The organism is Photorhabdus viridis (genome assembly GCF_040256935.1).
Lineage (GTDB): Bacteria > Pseudomonadota > Gammaproteobacteria > Enterobacterales > Enterobacteriaceae > Photorhabdus > Photorhabdus viridis.
Map to the genome: position 1 here is coordinate 61,889 of NZ_JBEJZY010000020.1, position 20,517 is coordinate 82,405.

12 protein-coding genes and 1 pseudogene are annotated in these 20,517 nt (G+C 43.8%); 5 read left to right on the plus strand and 8 right to left on the minus strand.

Annotated elements, in window-relative coordinates; genetic code table 11:
- The first annotated feature begins 17 nt into the window (after positions 1-17).
- From ABR397_RS10600 to ABR397_RS10610, 3 genes are all read left to right on the plus strand, one after another.
- Positions 18-4,451, plus strand: a complete 4,434-nt coding sequence (locus ABR397_RS10600) for a SpvB/TcaC N-terminal domain-containing protein (RefSeq protein ID WP_350305730.1) — start codon at positions 18-20, stop codon at positions 4,449-4,451.
- A gap of 64 nt (positions 4,452-4,515) precedes the next feature.
- Entirely contained in the window at positions 4,516-4,812 is a 297-nt protein-coding gene (locus ABR397_RS10605; protein ID WP_023043406.1) for a phage holin family protein, read from the plus strand.
- Positions 4,813-4,984: 172 nt separating this feature from the next.
- The gene (locus ABR397_RS10610; RefSeq protein WP_350305731.1) at positions 4,985-7,963 is read left to right on the plus strand and encodes an RHS repeat-associated core domain-containing protein; all 2,979 of its coding nucleotides are present in this window, start codon (positions 4,985-4,987) and stop codon (positions 7,961-7,963) included.
- Positions 7,964-8,531: 568 nt separating this feature from the next.
- Here the strand turns inward: ABR397_RS10610 and ABR397_RS10615 are convergent.
- From ABR397_RS10615 to ABR397_RS10645, 7 genes and pseudogenes are all read right to left on the minus strand, one after another.
- Positions 8,532-10,010 carry an MFS transporter gene (locus tag ABR397_RS10615; RefSeq protein ID WP_350305732.1) on the minus strand — a complete coding sequence of 493 codons (1,479 nt, stop codon included), beginning with the start codon at positions 10,008-10,010 and terminating at the stop codon, positions 8,532-8,534.
- Between the two features lie 76 nt (positions 10,011-10,086).
- Positions 10,087-10,668, minus strand: coding sequence for a DUF1062 domain-containing protein (locus ABR397_RS10620; protein WP_350305733.1), 582 nt, complete (start codon positions 10,666-10,668; stop codon positions 10,087-10,089).
- A gap of 300 nt (positions 10,669-10,968) precedes the next feature.
- Positions 10,969-12,606, minus strand: a complete 1,638-nt coding sequence (locus tag ABR397_RS10625) for a bifunctional metallophosphatase/5'-nucleotidase (RefSeq protein ID WP_350305734.1) — start codon at positions 12,604-12,606, stop codon at positions 10,969-10,971.
- Positions 12,607-12,624: 18 nt separating this feature from the next.
- The gene (locus ABR397_RS10630; protein ID WP_350305735.1) at positions 12,625-13,395 is read right to left on the minus strand and encodes a ribonuclease T2 family protein; all 771 of its coding nucleotides are present in this window, start codon (positions 13,393-13,395) and stop codon (positions 12,625-12,627) included.
- Positions 13,396-13,476: 81 nt separating this feature from the next.
- Positions 13,477-15,432, minus strand: coding sequence for a bifunctional 2',3'-cyclic-nucleotide 2'-phosphodiesterase/3'-nucleotidase (locus ABR397_RS10635; RefSeq protein WP_350305736.1), 1,956 nt, complete (start codon positions 15,430-15,432; stop codon positions 13,477-13,479).
- Positions 15,433-15,491: 59 nt separating this feature from the next.
- Complete coding sequence (locus ABR397_RS10640; protein WP_350305740.1) at positions 15,492-15,725, minus strand: hypothetical protein; 234 nt, start codon at positions 15,723-15,725, stop codon at positions 15,492-15,494.
- Positions 15,667-16,149, minus strand: a pseudogene (locus ABR397_RS10645) (RNA-guided endonuclease TnpB family protein); the annotation flags it as partial. The gene ABR397_RS10640 and the pseudogene ABR397_RS10645, both read right to left, overlap by 59 nt.
- Before the next feature lie 261 nt (positions 16,150-16,410).
- On the opposite strand from ABR397_RS10645, the gene rdgC reads away from it, so the two are divergent.
- Both rdgC and ABR397_RS10655 read left to right on the plus strand, forming a co-directional pair.
- Entirely contained in the window at positions 16,411-17,322 is a 912-nt protein-coding gene (rdgC, locus tag ABR397_RS10650; RefSeq protein WP_350305737.1) for a recombination-associated protein RdgC, read from the plus strand.
- 102 nt (positions 17,323-17,424) lie between these two features.
- A complete protein-coding gene (locus ABR397_RS10655) occupies positions 17,425-18,321 on the plus strand; it encodes an aminoglycoside phosphotransferase family protein (RefSeq protein ID WP_350305738.1) in 897 nt (298 codons plus the stop codon).
- 635 nt (positions 18,322-18,956) lie between these two features.
- Here ABR397_RS10655 and ABR397_RS10660 read toward each other — a convergent pair.
- Complete coding sequence (locus tag ABR397_RS10660) at positions 18,957-20,279, minus strand: SLC5/6 family protein (RefSeq protein ID WP_350305739.1); 1,323 nt, start codon at positions 20,277-20,279, stop codon at positions 18,957-18,959.
- Between the last annotated feature and the right edge of the window lie 238 nt (positions 20,280-20,517).

A 20,517-nucleotide genomic window follows, 5' to 3' on the forward strand; every position in this document is an offset into this window, starting at 1 on the left:
CCTGCAAGGAGTCTTTCATGCAAAATTCACAAGAATTCAGTATTACGGAACTATCACTGCCTAAAGGGGGAGGCGCTATCACTGGTATGGGTGAAGCGTTAACACCCAGCGGACCGGATGGTATGGCGGCGCTGTCTCTGCCATTACCTATTTCAGCCGGACGCGGCTATGCCCCCTCCCTCACGCTGAATTACAACAGCGGTGCCGGTAACAGCCCGTTTGGTCTGGGCTGGGATTGTGGCGTTATGACTATCCGCCGCCGTACCCATTTTGGTGTTCCTCACTATGACGAAACCGATACCTTTCTGGGACCAGAAGGTGAAGTACTGGTCATCGCGGATCAACCTCGCGATGAGTCCATATCAAAAAATCCCTACTTAAAAAATACCGGTTTGGATGCCACGTTTACTGTTACCGGCTACCGTTCCCGTCTGGAAAACCATTTCAGTCGATTGGAGTACTGGCAACCTAAGGCAAAAGGCGAAACAGATTTTTGGTTGATATATAGCCCAGATGGGCAAGTACATCTACTGGGTAAATCGTCTCAGGCGCGGATCAGCAATCCATCAGAAATCTCACAAACAGCACAATGGTTACTGGAAGCTTCCGTGTCACCGCATGGCGAACAAATTTATTATCAATACCGCGCCGAAGATGACACAAGTTGCGAAACGGATGAAATGACAGCCCATCCACAGGCCACAGCACAACGTTATCTACACATAGTGTATTACGGCAACCTGACAGCCAGCGAAACGTTACCCAGTCTGGATAGCAGCGCTCTCACACAAAAAAACTGGTTGTTCTATCTGGTATTTGATTATGGCGAACGCCGTAACGACCTGAAAGTACCACCAGCATTTACAGCAACGGATAACTGGCTTTGTCGTCAGGACCGTTTTTCCCGTTATGAATATGGCTTTAAGATTCGTACCCGCCGCTTATGCCGTCAGGTACTGATGTATCATCACCTGCAAGCATTGGATGACCAGACAGAAGAGCACGATGAACCTTCGCTGGTTTCACGCCTAATACTCAATTATGACGAAAGCGCAATAGCCAGCACGCTGGTATTCATTCGTCGAGTGGGACACGAACAAAACGGTACTGCCGTCACCCTGCCACCACTAGAGCTGGCATATCAGGATTTTTCACCGACGCATAACAATAAATGGGAACCGATGGATGTGCTGGCAAACTTCAATGCCATTCAGCACTGGCAGTTAGTTGACCTGAAAGGCGAAGGACTACCTGGTCTGCTATATCAAGATAAAAGAGCCTGGTGGTACCGCGCTCCGCAGCGTCAGACAGGAAATGGCCCAAATGCTGTCACTTGGGAGAAAATACAACCTTTGTCTGTAATCCCTTCCTTACAAAACAACGCGTCACTAGTAGACATTAACGGCGATGGACAACTTGACTGGGTTATCACTGGAGCGGGGTTGCGGGGATACCACAGCCAACGTCCGGATGGCAGTTGGACACATTTTACGCCGCTCAACGCCCTGCCGGTAGAATACACGCATCCGCGTGCGCAACTGGCGGATTTAATGGGTGCCGGACTGTCTGATTTGGTGCTGATCGGTCCTAAAAGTGTACGCTTGTATGCCAATACCCGCGACGGCTTTACCAAAGGACAGGATGTAGTGCAATCCGGTAACGTAACATTACCGGTACCGGGTGCCGATGCCCGTAAGTTGGTTGCTTTTAGTGATGTATTGGGTTCCGGTCAAGCGCATCTGGTTGAAGTCAGTGCAACTAAAGTCACCTGCTGGCCGAATCTGGGACACGGGCGTTTTGGTCAACCAATCACCCTGCCGGGATTCAACCAGCCAACAACTGAGTTTAATCCAGCGCAGGTTTATCTGGCTGACCTTGATGGCAGTGGTCCAACTGACCTGATTTATGTTCACAAAAACCGCCTGGATATCTTCCTGAATAACAGTGGCAACAGTTTTTCAGCACCAGTAACACTAACTTTCCCAGATAATTTGCGTTTTGATGATACTTGTCAGTTACAAGTGGCCGATGTACAGGGGTTGGGGGTAGCTAGCCTGATACTGAGCGTGCCACATATGGCACCCCATCACTGGCGATATGACCTGACCAACGCAAAACCGTGGCTGCTCAGTGAAATGAATAACAATATGGGCACCCATCACACCCTGCATTACCGCAGCTCTGCCCAGTTCTGGCTGGATGAAAAAGCCGCAGCACTGGCTGCTGGGCAAACACCGGTTTGTTATCTGCCCTTCCCAGTACACACTCTCTGGCAAACGCAAACAACGGATGAAATCAGTAGCAATAAATTAGTGACAACTCTGCGTTATGCCCACGGCGCTTGGGACGGACGTGAACGCGAATTTCGTGGGTTTGGTTATGTAGAACAAACAGATAGCCATAAATTATCTGAGGGCAGCGCACCAGAACACACACCACCCGCTTTGACCAAAAATTGGTATGCCACCGGACTGCCTATAGTAGACGATGCATTATCAGCAGAATATTGGCGTGGTGATGATCAAGCTTTTGCCGGTTTTACACCACGTTTTACCACCTGGACAAATAACGAGGATGTTCTGCTGACGCCGGAAGATGACAACAATCGGTACTGGTTCAACCGGGCATTGAAAGGTCAACCACTGCGCAGTGAACTGTACGGACTGGATAACAGCGCACAAAAAGAGGTTCCCTATACGGTCACTGAATTCCGTCCACAAGTACGCCGACTACAGAATGCAGAGAACCAACCTCCTGTATTTTGGCCATCGGTAGCGGAAAGTCGTCACTATCACTATGAACGTATTGCCAGTGACCCACAGTGCAGTCAGAATATCACTCTATCCAGTGACCTATTCGGCCAACCACTGAAACAGGTTTCGGTACAGTATCCACGCCGCAAGCAGCCTGACACCAGCCCGCATCCAGATATATTGCCTGATACGCTGTTTAACAACAGCTATGATGATCAGCAACACAAATTGCGACTGACTTATCAACAGTTCAGTTGGCACCATCTGACCAGCAACACCGTTCGGGTGCTGGGATTACCGGATGGCACCCGCACTGATACTTATGAGATCAAACACGATAAGGTTAAATACGATGAAGTTAACTGCGGTTTAAACCTGGAAATCCTGTGTGACAAAGACATCCTGATTACATATGACGAACTGCGTAAATACTTCGGCCAACAGAGAACGTTTTATACCGGTGGGCAAAATAATGCACCGACACGGCAGGCATTAGTTGCCTTTACAGAGACAACAGTATTCGATGAGTCCACATTGTCAGCGTTTGATGGCAGTATCACATCTGATACTTTGCCAACAACGCTGGCAAAAGCCGGATATCAACAGGCGGATTACCTGTTCCCTCGCACAGGGGAAGGCAAAGTCTGGACAGCCCGTCACGGCTACACCGATTACGGGACCGCTGCACAGTTCTGGCGTCCACAAACGCAGAACAACACACAACTTACAGGAAAAATCACACTAACCTGGGATGCACATTATTGTGTCGTGATAAAAACACAAGACGCTGCTGGCCTGACAACCTCAGCCAAATATGACTGGCGTTTTCTGATTCCCGTGCAGCTCACTGATATCAATGACAATGAGCATCTTATCACGCTGGATGCTCTGGGCCGCCCAATAACACAGCGCTTTTGGGGAACTGAAAACGGCAAGATGACTGGTTACTCATCACCGGAAAAAACATCATTTTCGCCGCCATCCGAAGTAGACACAGCTATTGCTCTGCAAAAACCGCTTCCTGTAGCACAGTGCCAGGTCTATGCACCGGAAAGCTGGATGCCGGTATTAAATCAGCTAACCTTCAATAAGCTGACAGATAAAGACCGGCAAACACTGTACAAATCCGGAATTATCACTGAAGACGGATACATCTGCACATTGGGCCATCGCCGCGGGGTACAACGCCAAAATGCAGCCACCCAGTTGGTCAGCCCGCTAAACCACAGCACTCGTTTACCCCCTCATCGCCTCACGCTGACCACGGATCGTTATGACCACGATCCTAAGCAACAAATCCGTCAACAAGTCGTATTCAGTGATGGATTTGGCCGCTTGCTGCAAGCAGCCGCCCGGCATGAGGCAGGCATGGCCTGGCAACGTAATGAAGACGGCTCCCTGAGCATAAATGTCAAACATACGGAGACCCGCTGGGCAGTGACTGGACGAACAGAGTATGACAATAAAGGACAACCGATACGAACCTATCAGCCCTATTTCCTCAACGATTGGCGTTATGTCAGTGATGATAGCGCGCGACAGGCAAAAGAAGCTTATGCAGATACCCACGTTTATGATCCTGTTGGTCGGGAAATCAAGGTTATCACCGCAAAAGGCTGGTTTCGTCGAACCTTGTTTACTGCTTGGTTGACTGTCAGTGAGGATGAAAATGATACAGCTGCTGAGGTGAAAATGTAACTTGATAAACCCCGCCCGACTAACGGGCGGGAAGCATAGATAGAGGTGAAAAGTGTCGTTAAAAATGCCGTCAGATACTCAACTTGTTATCTGGTTGATCATTGGTTTTATTGCGGCCTGGGGCGGATTAGTAAGATACCTCATTGATATACAGAACAAACAATACAAATGGAGTTGGATTAACGTCCTATGCCAACTCATCATCTCCTGTTTTACCGGTATCTTGGGAGGATTACTGAGTTTTGAAAGCGGCGGCAGCATCTATATGACTTTTGCAATTGCCGGGCTATTCGGCACAACGGGAAGTACCGGGCTGAACTGGCTCTGGCGTCGCCTTCTTATGCATCAGGGAGGAAAATAATGGAGGATTTTCGCTGCAACAAATGAAGTCGTCTGTCTCCCGCTATAACGGGAATATCGCAACAGGGAAATGATATCCAGTGAACAGAATTTAGCATGAGTAAATTATCATGCAGATAAAACTGCGATTGCAGAAATAATTAAACACAGCAACACAACAAAAGAGGTAAATCATGGAAAACTTTGACTCCAAATTTTATCAACATACCCCTACAGTCAACGTCCTGGATAACCGAGGCCTGACTATTCGTGACATCAACTTTCGCCGTTTCACCGCAAGCGGTACTACCGATACCCTTATCACCCGCCATCTATATGACACCTGCGGACACCTGATCCAGAGTATTGATCCGCGCCTGTATGAAGCCAAACAGAAAGACAGCAAGATAAAACCTAACTTTCTCTGGCGGCATGATTTAACCGGTAATATTTTGTGTACAGAAAGCGCCGATGCCGGTCGCACTGTCACACTAAATGATATTGAAAGCCGCCCAACACTGACCGTAACCGCAACAGGCGCCAGACAAACTCGACAATATGAATCCCCTTCTCTGCCCGGTCGTCTATTATCAGTGACCGAACAAGCATCAGAGGAAGAAATACCCCGTATCACCGAACACCTTATCTGGGCCGAAAATACGTCAATAGTGAAATCTCATAACCTTGCCAGGCAGTGTGTACGTCACTACGATACGGCAGGAGTCACCCGACCAGAAAGCCTGTCGCTGACCGGTACCGTTTTATCACAGTCTCAACAATTACTAGATGATAAGAATGGCAAGGGAGAAGTTAACTGGGCAGGTGATAACGAAACCACATGGCAGAACGCACTAACCAGCGAAATCTATACTACCCTGAGTACCTGTGACGCCACCGGCGCGCTACTGACTCAGACCGATGCGAAAGGCAACAAGCAGCGTCTGGCCTATGATGTGGCCGGGCAATTAAAAGCAAGCTGGCTGACCGTGAAAGACCAGAATGAGCAGATTATTGTTAAATCCTTGACCTATTCCGCCGCCGGACAAAAATTACGCGAAGAACACGGCAACAACGTTATCACTGAATACACTTATGAACCGCAAACTCAGCGTCTGATAGGTATCACCACCCAACGTACAAACAACGGTAAACCAGAAGCCAAAAAGTTGCAGGATTTACGCTATAAATATGATCCTGTAGGGAATATCATCAGCATTCGTAATGATGCAGAAGCCACCCGCTTCTGGAAAAATGAGGAAGTAAAACCAGAGAATACCTATACCTACGATTCCCTGTATCAGCTTATCAGCGCGACAGGGCGTGAAATGGCGAATATCCGTCAGCAAAGCATCTCCTCTCCAATAATCCCCCTGACTGCTGATAACAACACCTATACCAAATATACCCGCAATTACACTTACGACGATGGCGGTAATCTGACCAAAATCCAGCATCGTACATCTGCCAGTCAAAACAACCACACCAGAGGGATCACAGTCTCGAATCGCAGCAACCGGGCGGTGCTGAGTACACTGACTGATAAGCCGGAAGAAGTGGATTCATGGTTCGATGCGGGCGGCCATCAGAAAGCGTTGCACCGGGCGGTAACGAATAAATTAATTGATAAGCCGGTAGAAATGGATTCATGGTTCGACACGGACAGTCATCAGAAGACGTTGAACCCGGTAGTACTGAATTCACTGGTTGATAACCCGGCGCAAGTGGATACATTGATATGGATGCGGGAGCAAAACCTGAATTGGAATACACGGGGTGAGTTACAACAAGCGACACTGATAACACGAAGCCAAAAACCACCAGAAAAACCGCAAGAAACATCACAACAGGAGACACGGGACAGTAACACCAATAATGATCATGAATGGTATCGCTATGGCAGCGATGGAATGAGGCGACTAAAAATCAGTGAACAGAAGACCGGAAACAGCACACAACAGCAACGAGTAACTTATCTGCCGGGCCTTGAGCTACGTACCACTGGCTCAACCAGTAAAACAACAGAGGATCTACAGGTCATTACAGTCGGTGAAGCAGGCCGCGCACAGGTGCGGGTGTTACATTGGGAGAGCGGTAAACCAAAAGATATCAGCAATAATCAGCTGCGTTACAGCTACGATAATCTTATCGGCTCCAGCCAGCTTGAACTGGATGACAAAGGGCAAATTATTAGTCAGGAAGAGTACTATCCATTTGGCGGTACAGCGCTGTGGGCAGCAAACAGCCAAACAGAAGCTAATTACAAAACTATCCGCTACTCAGGCAAAGAACGAGATGCTACAGGGTTGTACTATTACGGTTACCGGTATTATCAGCCATGGGTAGGGCGGTGGTTAGGTGCCGATCCAGCGGGAACGATAGATGGTCTGAATTTGTATCGGATGGTGAGGAATAATCCTGTACTACTTAATGACTCAAAAGGTCTGTCTTCTGAATCTCAGAAAGAAAATCAATCTCTGATAAAAGTATTTAAAAAGGGAGATATTTTATATGGTTTGGACGAACCCAGAAAAGATGCATTGGATAAATTAGAAAAAAAAGGATATAAGCGTAAAACCGCTTCAGGGGGATTTCTTTCTAAATTGACTAGAATTTTTGGCAAAAGGAATGAAATCAAAAGGAATATATTGATACAAAATGACATAACAAATGCCGTTTGGGATAATTTAAATCCCAAAGTCTATTCTAATGACGAAAATATAAAAAAAGAAACACATGACCATGAACGTGTTATTGAGTTTAAGAAATTTTTATCAAAACATGATAAGTATAATGTTGCAAGTGATAATCTGGCAGATGAATTAGCATCCGAATTGAAAAAAAACCCATACGGAAATAAGAGAATAGATGAATTAGGAAAACTTCTTTGGAAAAAAACAAGTAAAGCTGGATTAGAGTATCAGCTACTTCAGAGGAAAGCGCCTGTTCATTTTCTGATTGATACTATTGGTGATGATATCAAGACAGTTATATCAAAAAGTGGTCATGGAGCAAGTATAACATCCAGTGAGCTACGTTGGTTATATCGGCATAAGGACGTAGCAGAAGTTCAACAACACCTAAAATTTTGGAGAGAAGGAAAGCCTGTAGCCCATAACGAAGTCTTTTATGAAACTAAATGGGATAACTATCAACCTAAACATAAATATAGATGATAGCTACAAAAAATATCAATTAAGAGATGTCTGATAATGCCCGTGATTCTATTGTCACAGGCATTATCAATGTGATTCGAAACCCCAAAAAAGTATCAGGAAATTTGTTTTTAGTTTATGTCTCAGAGGCACCAGAATTATGAGCAAAGTGGAATACCGCTATATGTAGCGGTTACTGGAAAATACCCCCATTGATGAAAACGGTAAGCTCTTTTCCAGGCAGACAGGATAAAACCGAAAAAGTGCAGTAATATTCAACGAGTTAATCCTCAATAACAAGTTCCAATATTCGCTGTCTGACATGTTCGAAAATAAGTGAGCCGATCTTTGCACTCGCACCGGATGTTTTAGCAAGAACCCCTCTCTTAAATACGCATTTATCTCGTCAGTCAAAAACCCCATATACATCGAAGTATACCCACCGTTCAAAAGATAAGAAGCCACAAAAATGTGGCTTCTTATTAAAAAACCTTATAAATTAATAAATTAACCTATTTTCACCAAGTTACACACCCTCTGCTTTGATTCGATTACACCGACTATGAAACCGAAGAATGAGAGAAGTCATTCAGGAGGACCGACGAAAATTGAACCATACCAACGCAGCCACCACCAGAAGAAACAGGGATGCGACCCCCATCACAGAAAAAACGGCATCGTCGAATGCTGACCTGGCAAGGTTTGCAAGAGCCAAACCAGCATCAGGCGCCATTCCTTCCGCCGCTATCAAAGCGCCATCAATACCATCTCCGGCAACATCATTAACTGGAGAATCAGCCGGAAGCTCAAGGGCATAACTATAAACAACCGACATGATACTCCCCATTATTGCAATTCCCAGTCCACCACCCAACTCATAGGAAACCTCTTCAACTGACGCGGCCATACCTGCCCGATTTGGCGGCGTAGTCTGCATGATAGTACTGGACGCGGCAGTCATTGTTGCCCCAAGACATGTTCCCAGAACAAAAAAGCAAATGATCTGCACAGGCAGAGGAGCGGAAAAACTGGCCATGAGTGCAAGTATGGCAAAGGCGTACATCAACAAAGATGTAATGAGCAATCGAGCACTCCCCAAACGGGGAAGAGCCCAACCACTCACAGGACTCGCAACAATTGCGCCCAATGAGAATGGCAAGAAATAGAGCCCTGACTGCAAGGGGGTTAATGACAATACAAGCTGCAAGCGCTGGCTTAAAACCAGATTAATTCCCATCAAACAGGCGGAAGCCACCAACCCAGCGATGACTGAAGACGAAAAAGCCGGACTTTTGAAAAGATCGAAATCAATCAACGGATGTACACTTCGTTTCTGGCGTCGAATGAATAACAGCAGAAGCCCCACCGTCAAAGTGAAAGTCACAAGTACCCCGATATAAGAAGGCTCTCGCTTGGCGAACTCCTTGATGGCATAGGCAAAGCTGATCAATACAACCATAATCTGCAATGAGCCAATAAGATCCCACGGATGAGACGAATCTGTTTTAGACGTCGGGACAAACAACCACGACAGAATTAATGTCAAAATCACAATAGGAACATTGATGAGGAACACCGATCCCCACCAAAAATATTCAAGCAATACACCTCCTATCAGTGGCCCTATTGCCGCGCCCCCAGAGGCAACGGCTGCCCAGATCCCAATTGCAAATGATTTCTCGTCTTCATCATCGAATGTCAAAGCGATAATCGACAATGTGGCAGGCATCATCGTTGCCGCACCGATTCCCAGTAATGCCCGGGAAACAATCAACATTTCCGATGAATAAGAGTAAGCTGCCATCAAGGACGAGCATCCAAATATCATGAGACCACAAACAAGCAGCCGTTTATGCCCAACACGATCCCCCAAAGTACCCGCCCCCAACAACAACCCAGAGACGACAAGAGGGTAAATATTCACTATCCACAACTTTTCCGTTGTGCTCGCGCCCAAACTGTGGGTCAAACTCGGAAGCGCGGTATACAACACTGTCATATCGACAGCAACCAGTGATAACGCAGCTGAAACAGTAGAGAGCACCCACCATTTCTTTATAATATTCATTTCACTCATCCATTCTTACTTTAATATGTCATCTCTGGTAAACCAGATTAATTCAGACAAAATTACCATCAGATTTTTACAATAAATTGTTAACATTAATGCTAAGAGTGATATTTCGCTTTAGCTTTTTATTTAATTCAATTGTAGTTACCCCCTGAATAGCACCTTGATTAACAAAATTAGTTACTCGATTACGTGACAACGAAAGCTTTTTAGTCAGGATCGAAATAAGTCTAACAGGAATGAAATATTCAAGCTGTACTGTGATTTTGGCCGCTAGCGTTTGAGTCATATCCTGAAGTTCTTTACCTTCTATAATAAAGTCAGGGGGACCGCCGAGTTCAGCTCTATTTTTTGCCAATATCCGATAATCAAAGGCATATCGTCGAATTTCATCTTGATCATTATGTAAAAATCGTTCATACAAGTCGCCATCCAATTTATTGACATTAATCCTCGAAAAAATATCAATATTCCAAGTGTAATCGCACTTTTCGCATTTATAGATGCTCCACACATCCAACACTTTTTTTTGCGCATTAACCCTGAATGTACCTGCTGGATAAAACTCCTTTTTCACCTCACAGCCAGGGCAACGTTTCAAAATGGCCTGATAACTTACAGGTCTCACTAACCATATAACATTTCTATCTGTCATAATAGATCTACTTTTGAATTAGTAAAGTTGGTTCCTGCTAAACTGCTCAATTTAAAATTTAAATTTGGTGATATTCTATAACATCAGATCTTGAAACTATTTATCAATTCGTTTCTTAAATGATTTTAATGTTTTTATTTTAGGGATCTGTGGATAAAACGGGGGGAGAATCGGAATGCGGTACGATAGAACATTATTCCCCGTTTCCACATCCTGCTCAATAAACCAGAAAGGTAATTCATTTAGGATCTGTCTCGTTGAGTATTATTAACAAAATAACCCAACGAAACAGGTTGTTGATTATTTTTTATTCACATCAACAATACGAGCTTGTTTAGGATAAGCAATCGGTGATTTCTCAGCAAAATATTTCACCACAGCATCGACATCCGGCACACCGTATACAGGGTTAGTACCCTCTTTAAATACAGAGAAACTACTCCCTCCGGTTGCCAGAAATTCATTAGCCGCCACACGGTATTTCCCTTTTAATTTAACAGGCTTGCCGTTAATTTTCATGGAACTGACAATGACACGATCCCTTATTGGTTTAGAACTGTCCCACTGATATTGGAAGCCGCTCGAAACCGCCAAAATTTGCGGCTCAGAACGATCCCATTGTTGTTCCAACAGACGTTTAATTTGCTCACCAGTTAAAGTCTTGGTCAGCAATACATTAGAAAATGGTTGAACAGTGTAAATAGCATTGTAAGTGACATCACCACCAACCAGATCAGCACGAATACCACCGTTATTCATAAACGCAATTTGAGCGCCGCCGCTCTCTTCAGGCGCTGCGGTATACAGATGAGCATCCGCAATCACTTTCCCCAGAGAGGACTCACCCGCACTATTGGTTTTCCGGCTCAAATTACGATCCAACTTACCAATCACACGGTTTTCCAATGGTGTTGCTATTTTTTCATATGCATCCAACATCTTGGTGATTTCTGTATCCTTTCCATATTTATGGTTATCTACCCAAATATTTTTTGCTTCGAAATCAACAACATCTTTGGTAACTTTATCCAGCTTCAAATCCAGATTAGTTATCAGAGCACCATTAGCCTGAGCAGACGTGACCGGCTTACCATTAATCACACAGTTATAAGCCTGATGCGTGTGACCACTGATGACAAAATCAATCTCTTTGTCCAGTTGGTTAACAATACCCAGCACCTTACCGGTTACCTCATTACAGGCGTTGACATCAATATTGCCGCCATCATGTTTCTGTTCAGCGCCTTCATGAATCAACACCCCGATTGCTTTAACACCTTTTTTCTGTAATTCAGGCACCAAGGCGTTAATCGTCTTAACTTCATTAGCAAAGCTCAGACCTGCGGTTCCTTTTGGCGTCACAATTTCTGGCGTACCTTCCAGAGTCAGGCCGATAAAGGCAACCGGAATGCCCTCAAATTTTTTGATGACATATTCAGGAAACAGAGTCTTGCCTGTTTCGTTAACCGTTACGTTTGCAGCCAGATATTGGAATTTCGCACCGGTAAATGGATTTGGTCCCTGACAACCCGTCACCGGATGGCAACCCCCATTCTGTTTACGCAACAGCTCATCTTTACCTTTATCAAACTCGTGATTACCAACTGCCGTTGCTTCCAGGCCTGCTTTGGATAGAGTTTCTATCGTTGGCTCGTCATGGAACATGGAAGACAATAATGGGCTTCCGCCAATCATATCGCCGGCGCCAACCACGATATTGTTAGGTTTTTCTTTTTTCAGTTCTTTAATCAGCGTGGATATATGTTCAACGCCCCCCGGCTTGTTTGGACCCGATGCTTTCAACGCACCGTGAAAGTCATTTATAGCCAGAACACGGACATCAACCACATCAGTTTTATCATGACCGGGATCAGTGGTACATCCGGCCAATAGAGCGCTACCAACCGCAATAACAAGCAACTTATATTGATAATTCATCATGTTATCCTTTGGTAATTATAATTCACGTTTCGGACAGTCAATCACGTCGAAATTTTTGCTGTAGCAAATGTAAAATTCATTATGATTGATCTGGATAGTTTTACCTTTTAATGATGGGTTATTTTCCTGAAGGAACTTAATTAACTGCTCGTTAGACAGGCGGCCCTCTGGCAATACCAATCTATTGAACAGCTCTTGCTGTTTACTGAAAAATTGATCTGGCGTTTCAAACGCACAGACGCCATGCTTTTCCCACTCGGCTTGCAGCAGATCTACACCTGGAGAAGTACACAGATAGGGTTTAATCACCTGATAATCCAGTGATGGCAAATCCCCCTTACACAAACGTGGATGTTTACGGATATCAGACCAATCACGACACTGATCCATTGATCTACCATCACAGGTTTGCGCCCACAGGCCATGAACTATCCAGTCAAATTTGTTTTCTGAGAAACATTGCAATGCAAACTTTTCATATTCCCTCCGCGCTTTGGCAATTTTGTTATTTTTTTTCAATTTGTTAATCTCATTCTCTTTGTTTTTACAAAATGCCGGAGAATAATTAATCGCCAGTTTGAAATAATCGGTAGAGGCTTTAGCGTTCTGACCATAACGGTCATTTTTAGCAACGTAATCATAATTTGCCGGTGGATTCTCGGGCAATATACAGGAAATCGCTTCTGCTGGTTGTAGTTCAAAAGAATCAATGACTTCTGGTTGCTTGGCACAGCCGACAACCAATAAAACAAATACTGCCGGTAATAAGTTAGAAAAGCGCATCATCGTTCCTCATAGGAAACTATTTCCCTATTGAATGGTAAACAAACAAAAACCTGCCCAAACAAGGGCAGGCGACTATTAAGATTATTTTTTTCCGGTCAGATCAATTTGATACACTGCAAAACCGACATCATCGTTTTCCAGATATTTCACTGGATACTGAGAGAACTCTTTGATGAATTTCGCTGCTTTCTCATTTGGAGAAGTTTCGAAACGAATATCCAGTTTCTTGTCAGTTTTGATTGGCATAATCGACCAATTATTATCGGCCCGGGTCGCTACCATACCTTTCTCTTTAGACACGTTGACAATGTAAGAAGCCAGAATAGCGCGGTTCTCATCCGGTGATGCGAATGCGATATTACTTTCGCCTGTACCGGCAAATTTACCGCCATATGCACGATAATTATTGGTAGCAATGAGAAACTTAGCTTGAGGATCGATAGGCTTACCCTGATAAGTCACCTCCTTGATACGGTTCGCCCCTTGATTGACGATCTGACAATCAACGTCATATTTAGCGGGCTGAGTCAGATCAATCTTATAATTTACGCCACTAATCGTGTCGAAATTATAAGTACGGAAACCACTCCAGTTCAGCAAATATTGAGGCTGAGTTGAATTTGGATCGATCTGGTTATACATGCCGGCAGAACACTCCAACCACTCAATCACATCAGCACCGGTTACCTTCACAACAGCCAGAGTGTTTGAATATAGATAGAGATCCGCCGCGTTACGGAACGTCAAATCACCTTTTTCAACTTCAACGAAATCTGCGGGCGCATTCTTACGACCGCCGACTTTGAATGGCGCCGCCGCTGCCAGAACAGGAATATCTGCTAAATCCGGATCACCCTGAATAAAACGCCGCGCGTAATCTGCCTGTGCATCATTCACAATCTGGACTGTCGGGTCGCTTTGGATCAAGGCAAGATAACTGTACATATTGGCAGAAGCTTTACCAATCAATTTACCGACAAAACTCTGGGTTCCCTGATGAGCTTGCTCGATAATCTTCACTAACTCGCTATCGCGCCCAACCAGTGCCTTTTTACCCACTTTGTCATAAATCGGACGTGCTTCCGCTTTTGCTTCCGCCACCTTCCAAATCCCACCATCATTGCTGATAACCATATCAACAACGCCCAAATGATCGCCCCACTGACCAGGCATGACGGCCGGAATACCATTAACCGTACCTCTGGCGACATCAACACCTTTAATGTCCGAAAATTCCTTGCTTGGGAACACACCATGCGCATGACCAAACATAATTGCATCAATGCTTTCAACCTCACTCAGGTAATAAACCGAGTTTTCAGCCATTGCCTTATAGGGATCTTTAGAAAAACCAGAGTGAGGAATAGCGATAATCAAATCTGCGCCCTGTTTTTTCATTTGAGGAACAAATTTTTTCGCGGTTTCAGTAATATCGTTAACGACAACTTTGCCATCCAGATTGAACTTATCCCAAATAGCAATCTGTGGCGGTACAAAACCGATATAGCCGATTTTAATGATGTGATCTTTACCCTCCCGATCTTTCACTGGCGTATCAACGATAATATAAGGCGTGAAATAGTTCTTGCCGGTTTTAGCATCCATTATATTGGCATTGATATAAGGGAATTTCGCACCGGCAATGACTTTTTTCAAATAATCCAAACCAAAGTTAAATTCGTGGTTACCAAAGTTACCCACTGTATAACCCATTGTGTTCATTAATTGATGTGCTGGATGAGACTCCCCTTTTTTAAGTCCCTTTGCCGCCATGTAATCTGCCAACGGGCTACCTTGGATCAGGTCACCGTTATCGACCAGGATAGTGTTGGAGGCTTCTGCTTTGGCCGCTTTAATTAAATTCGCAGTACGTACCAAACCAAATTGCTCTGTGGGTTTACCTTTGAAGTAATCAAAGTCAACCAGATTACTGTGAACATCAGATGTTTCCATTACCCGCAAGTCAACCGTTGCAGCATTGACATTAAATGCGACCAATAAGGCTAATGTGGAGACCTTCAACACATGCTTAACCATTTCCCCCCCCCTTTTTAGGCTAGTTAAGGAGAACTTCAGCTCTCCTTATCACTTTCAACTCAGAAGTACAGACGAACTCCTGTTTCCAGAATAGTCTGTTTTTTATTCTCATAAGCTGGGTTGTCGCTGTGTACGTCATCATATGCCACTTCAACGAACAAACGCCGGCTATTAAACTGCAAAACGTTTATATGACTGCTCCCCGCCGTAAAAAACGGCGAGGCTTCCCACTTCTCAGGCCGCAACCGTTGGTGCAACGGATTTACGCAGGCCTCCATGAGCAGAGACGACATGTCCCGCCGCCTGTCATTCAACTATCCCTTTTTGCCGGATGTTGATCGCCGCATTGATGTCACGGTCATGTTCTACCGCGCATTCAGGGCATTGCCAGCGTCGTTTATGCAGCGGCATTTCCGACATCTTGCCACCACAACAATGACACTTTCTGGAACTCGCATACCACTGATCGAGTTTCACCACATAAACGCCTTTTTGTTCCGCTTTGTATTCCAGCCTGCTGATGAAACTATGCCAGACTGCATCCCCAATAGCACGAGCAAGTCTGTGATTTTTCATCATGTTTGCCGTTTTCAGCGTCTCCACAATGATCGCTTAGTTTTCGTCAATCAGTGTACGGGAAAGCTTATGCTGAAAATCGGCTCTGGCGTTGGCTACGTGTTCATGGCGCCTGGCTACCTGTAACCGCGCTTTCGCCCGTGCAGGCGGCGCAACGATTGAAACGTTGAAAACCTATGTCAGATCGCAGGAAACCCCCGGTTAGCTCCCCTTATATCGCCGCCCGATTGGGCGACGGTTTACGGGGCAATTGCTAAACAGACAATCAAGGCTAGATTACCTGGATTATATTCACAATAAATTGACACAAGAGACTAGGGCTTACCTCTGTGATTCGTTATCATGCGGACTTATGTCTGAGATGCTCACCGATTAAACGAGCAAAAATATGGGGTAACTTCAATGTTGTGGTTCAAAAATTTAATGATTTACCGTTTAAACCGGGAAATTTCACTTTCTGCGGATGAACTGGAAAAACAATTAAGTCCGTTAGCGTTCACCCCATGTGGCAGTCAGGATATGGCGAAAACAGGCTGGGTACCGCCAATGGGTTCTCACAGCGACGCTTTCACCCATGTTGCGAATAATCAAATCCTAATTTGCGCCCGTAAAGAAGAGAAGATGTTGCCTTCACCAGTTATCAAACAAGCGCTACAGGCAAAGATTGAAAAACTGGAAGGAGAGCAACATCGCAAACTTAAAAAAACAGAGAAAGACTCTCTGAAAGATGAGATATTGCACACTCTGTTACCACGGGCATTTAGCCGTTTCAGCCAAACTTATATCTGGATCGACATAGCCAATAATCTAATCATTGTTGACGCCGCCAGTGCTAAACGGGCCGAAGATAATTTGGCGTTACTGAGAAAAAGCCTCGGTTCTTTACCTGTTGTTCCTCTGACATTTAAAGATCCAATAGAATTAACCCTGACAGAATGGGTGCGTTCCGGTGATCTGCCGGCGGGCTTTGCTTTAATGGATGAAGCCGAACTAAAAGCTATTTTGGAAGAAGGTGGGGTAATCCGCTGTAAAAAACAGGATCTGGTTTCTGATGAAATCGCCACCCATATTGAAGCCGGAAAATGTGTTACCAAGCTAGCTCTCGACTGGGAAGAGCGTATTCAGTTTATGTTGTCAGATGATGGCGCTTTCAAACGCATAAAATTCAGTGATACCCTGCACGAACAAAATGACGATATCGATCGGGAAGATTATGCCCAACGGTTTGATGCTGACTTTATTTTAATGGCCGGTGAATTAAGTGCGCTGATTAAAAACACCATTGAAGCGCTGGGTGGCGAAGCGGAAAAATAGCAGCAGCCCTTAAGCTATCTGCCGCTTTGGATTATTTTTCAGAGCGGCATCTTTATGCCTTTCTTAACTTTATACTTTCATCAACAACAGTGGAGCGCAGATATGATATTTGATATCCCATTAGCCGGAAACTGGCAAACAATAGAGCCTGAAAATCGTGGCTGGTCTAAAGATCAGAAATACCATATTGTTGATAAACAAGGTAAGCATCTGTTATTACGTCTGGCTGATATCAGCCAGAAAGATAAAAAACAGCAAGAATTTTTCTGGATGAAACAACTATTTAGCCATAATATTCCTATGTCTGAACCCATTAATTTTGGCATTTGCAACAATGGCCAAAGTGTTTATTCTTTGCTAAATTGGATCGAGGGACAGGATGCTATTAATTGGCTGGAACAACATAATGAACAATTGCAATATGAAGCGGGTTTACAAGCTGGAAAGCATTTACAAAAAATTCATCAATTAGCAGCACCACCTCAAACCATTTCTCCCCGCCAGGAAGCAGAAAATATTTATCAGGAAAAACTGGCCAGATATAATCAATGTGAGCTCAAAACCCCTCATGAAGCAGACTTTATTGATTTCATAAAAAATAATTTCTCTCTGCTTGATAATATAAATCCAGTGTTCCTGCATGGTGATTATCATGTCGGAAATATGGTTATCGATGATAAACAAAAACTGTGGATAATTGATTTCAACCGTTATCGTTTTGGCGATCCGGCCAAAGAATTCAGCCGGATGATGGTATTTAGCCGATTACACAGCATAGCGTTTGTTCATGGACAAATAGATGGCTATTTTGCAGGCAAACCAAGCCGAGAGTTTTTAAAAAGAATCGCTTTTCATACTGCCTGCGATACTTTCTTTAGTTTACTTTGGGCACAATCATTTGGAGAAAAAGAAATTCAGAATTGTCTCAGCCGTATTAGTATTATCTGGCAGGATTATCAGGGATTTAAGCTAATGGCGCCAGAGTGGTATAAATTCTGACAACTAACGAAATAGAGCACCTTCCAGTCAGTAATAGTGTCCATATCTACAAATATCAGTAATTGGATTCATTAACTAATCATAATCCTACTTCCTATATAGTTTTCCAATTACTTGATATCAATTTCTCCGTTGAAAATAATTTCACTACAATAATTCAACTTTTTTCTCTCCAAAAGATACAGTTCTGTCCGACATTCCATACCCAATTCAGGAATAAAAAGACTCATACAATTGACCTAATATACCCGCCGCTAATCGGGTCAGTTCTTCAGGTGGATATTCTGATAGCAACCAGCCTGTGTTAAATGAATGTTCATATTAACTGTAATTACATAAATTTAAATAATTTAATTCTGCTGGTTGCTTTGTTTATTTATATTCATGTATATTATGACAGATATCTATTTTATCATTGATATTAATATAATTTTGAATATATAATTTCATTAATTACTTTGCTAGCAGGTTATATTTTTAATTTTATTAATTTGAAAACATATAATATAAAATAACCTTATTGGAAATATTAATTATAATTGGATTTTATTATAAAGGATTAAACCATAGTGCAATTAAATAAATGCAGTCTGTTACCAGACTGCGATTCACTCAATTAATATTTTTGTTTTAACTCAGGAAAATGCCAACAATGGTGAGATACATAATAGGAATCCGGTAAAGATAATCAGGACCAGAGATATTCCTTTATATTTGTGTAACGTTGGCACTTTGTAGACCAAATAAGCGGGGATCAAACAACCGACCATACCGAAAATTGGGCTACAGATTGAAGTAAAACTCAGTACCGGCGCATTCAGAATAATCGCTCCCCAAGCCAGCAAAATAGCGAAAATCATGATGCCTTTTTGCACCCAGTTTTTATTAATTCTTTCTGCTGGCATGATACGCGCCAGAATATTCATCACTATGCCTTGGGTTGCTTCACGGAAGCCAAGATAAACGCCAAAGAAAGCGGTCATCACAGCAAAGATATTCAGCAAGACACTGATAACCGTTACCCAGCCACCGGGGAAGAATTTTGCCGCAATCGCCAGAGCAGAGATATTTTGTTCATAAGCTTGAACCGCTTCATCATGTCCCATTGCTAAGGTAAATGAAACTGCATAGAAGAAGACCGTACAGAACAGGACGCCAAAGGCGATATTCATCGCTCTTAATGCTTTATAGCGGGCAACTTCACGGTTTTTCTCGTGATGACGGTAAGAAATAACCATTGGGCTTAAGGTTTGAATAAACAGAATGGAAGTCAGGGTAAATGGCAGCGTAATAACCGCCTGTTTTATCAGCGTTCCTGCTGGTGGCAGCGCGCCAATATTATATAAGCGCCACATGCCTATCATGGATAAACCAAGTACCGCGACAACAAGCAGTTTAGACAACACCATAAAGCTGGATAATTTAAACAGGAGTCGCTCACCACTGGATGAAAGCGCAACCAGAATACAAATCAGTACCAGCCCGTAGAGCGGATTGTCAGACAACAAACCTTCAGTGACACCGAAAGTTTGCAAATAGGAAGCGCTGTCATTGGTGATGGCTGTTGAGTAAACAAACATCCAAATGACCAGCATAACAAAGTAGAGCGCACCTAGCAGAATACCCCAGTTTTTACCAAGATAACCGCTGATAACGCTGGGATAATCTTTACATTCGGGGGATTCCGCCAGCGTATTGATAAACAGACGTTGGAACAGGTACATCGCCGGATAACCGATCACCGAGGATAGCAGGAAAACCCACAATCCCATTAAACCAACCTGAACCGGCAGGAAGACAATACCGGCGCCGATTGCCATGCCAATACTCATGATGACCCAGCCAACATCAAGATTGTCGAACTTGATAGCTTCCCGCCATTCACTTTCAGTCATGTTTGCCCGCTTTGCCGCAGGAGAATCTGCAACCATAATATGGTTGTTTTTTGCCGTTTCCATAATGGCTCTCGCTTATTATTTCCGTTAAAAATGTCAATGTTATTAGGGAAGAAATGCAGCATGATAATGCAACAACCCTATTTTTTGAGATTCGTATTATAGTTAACCTGAACTTCGCTTAAGAAGGAAATAAAAGTATCTGAGATACGATCAACATTTTTGTCAAAGAAAATTTAAGACATCTCAGTCAGCTCGGTTTCTTGCTTAATATTCCTTCAATATAAAAGAAAGTATGCTA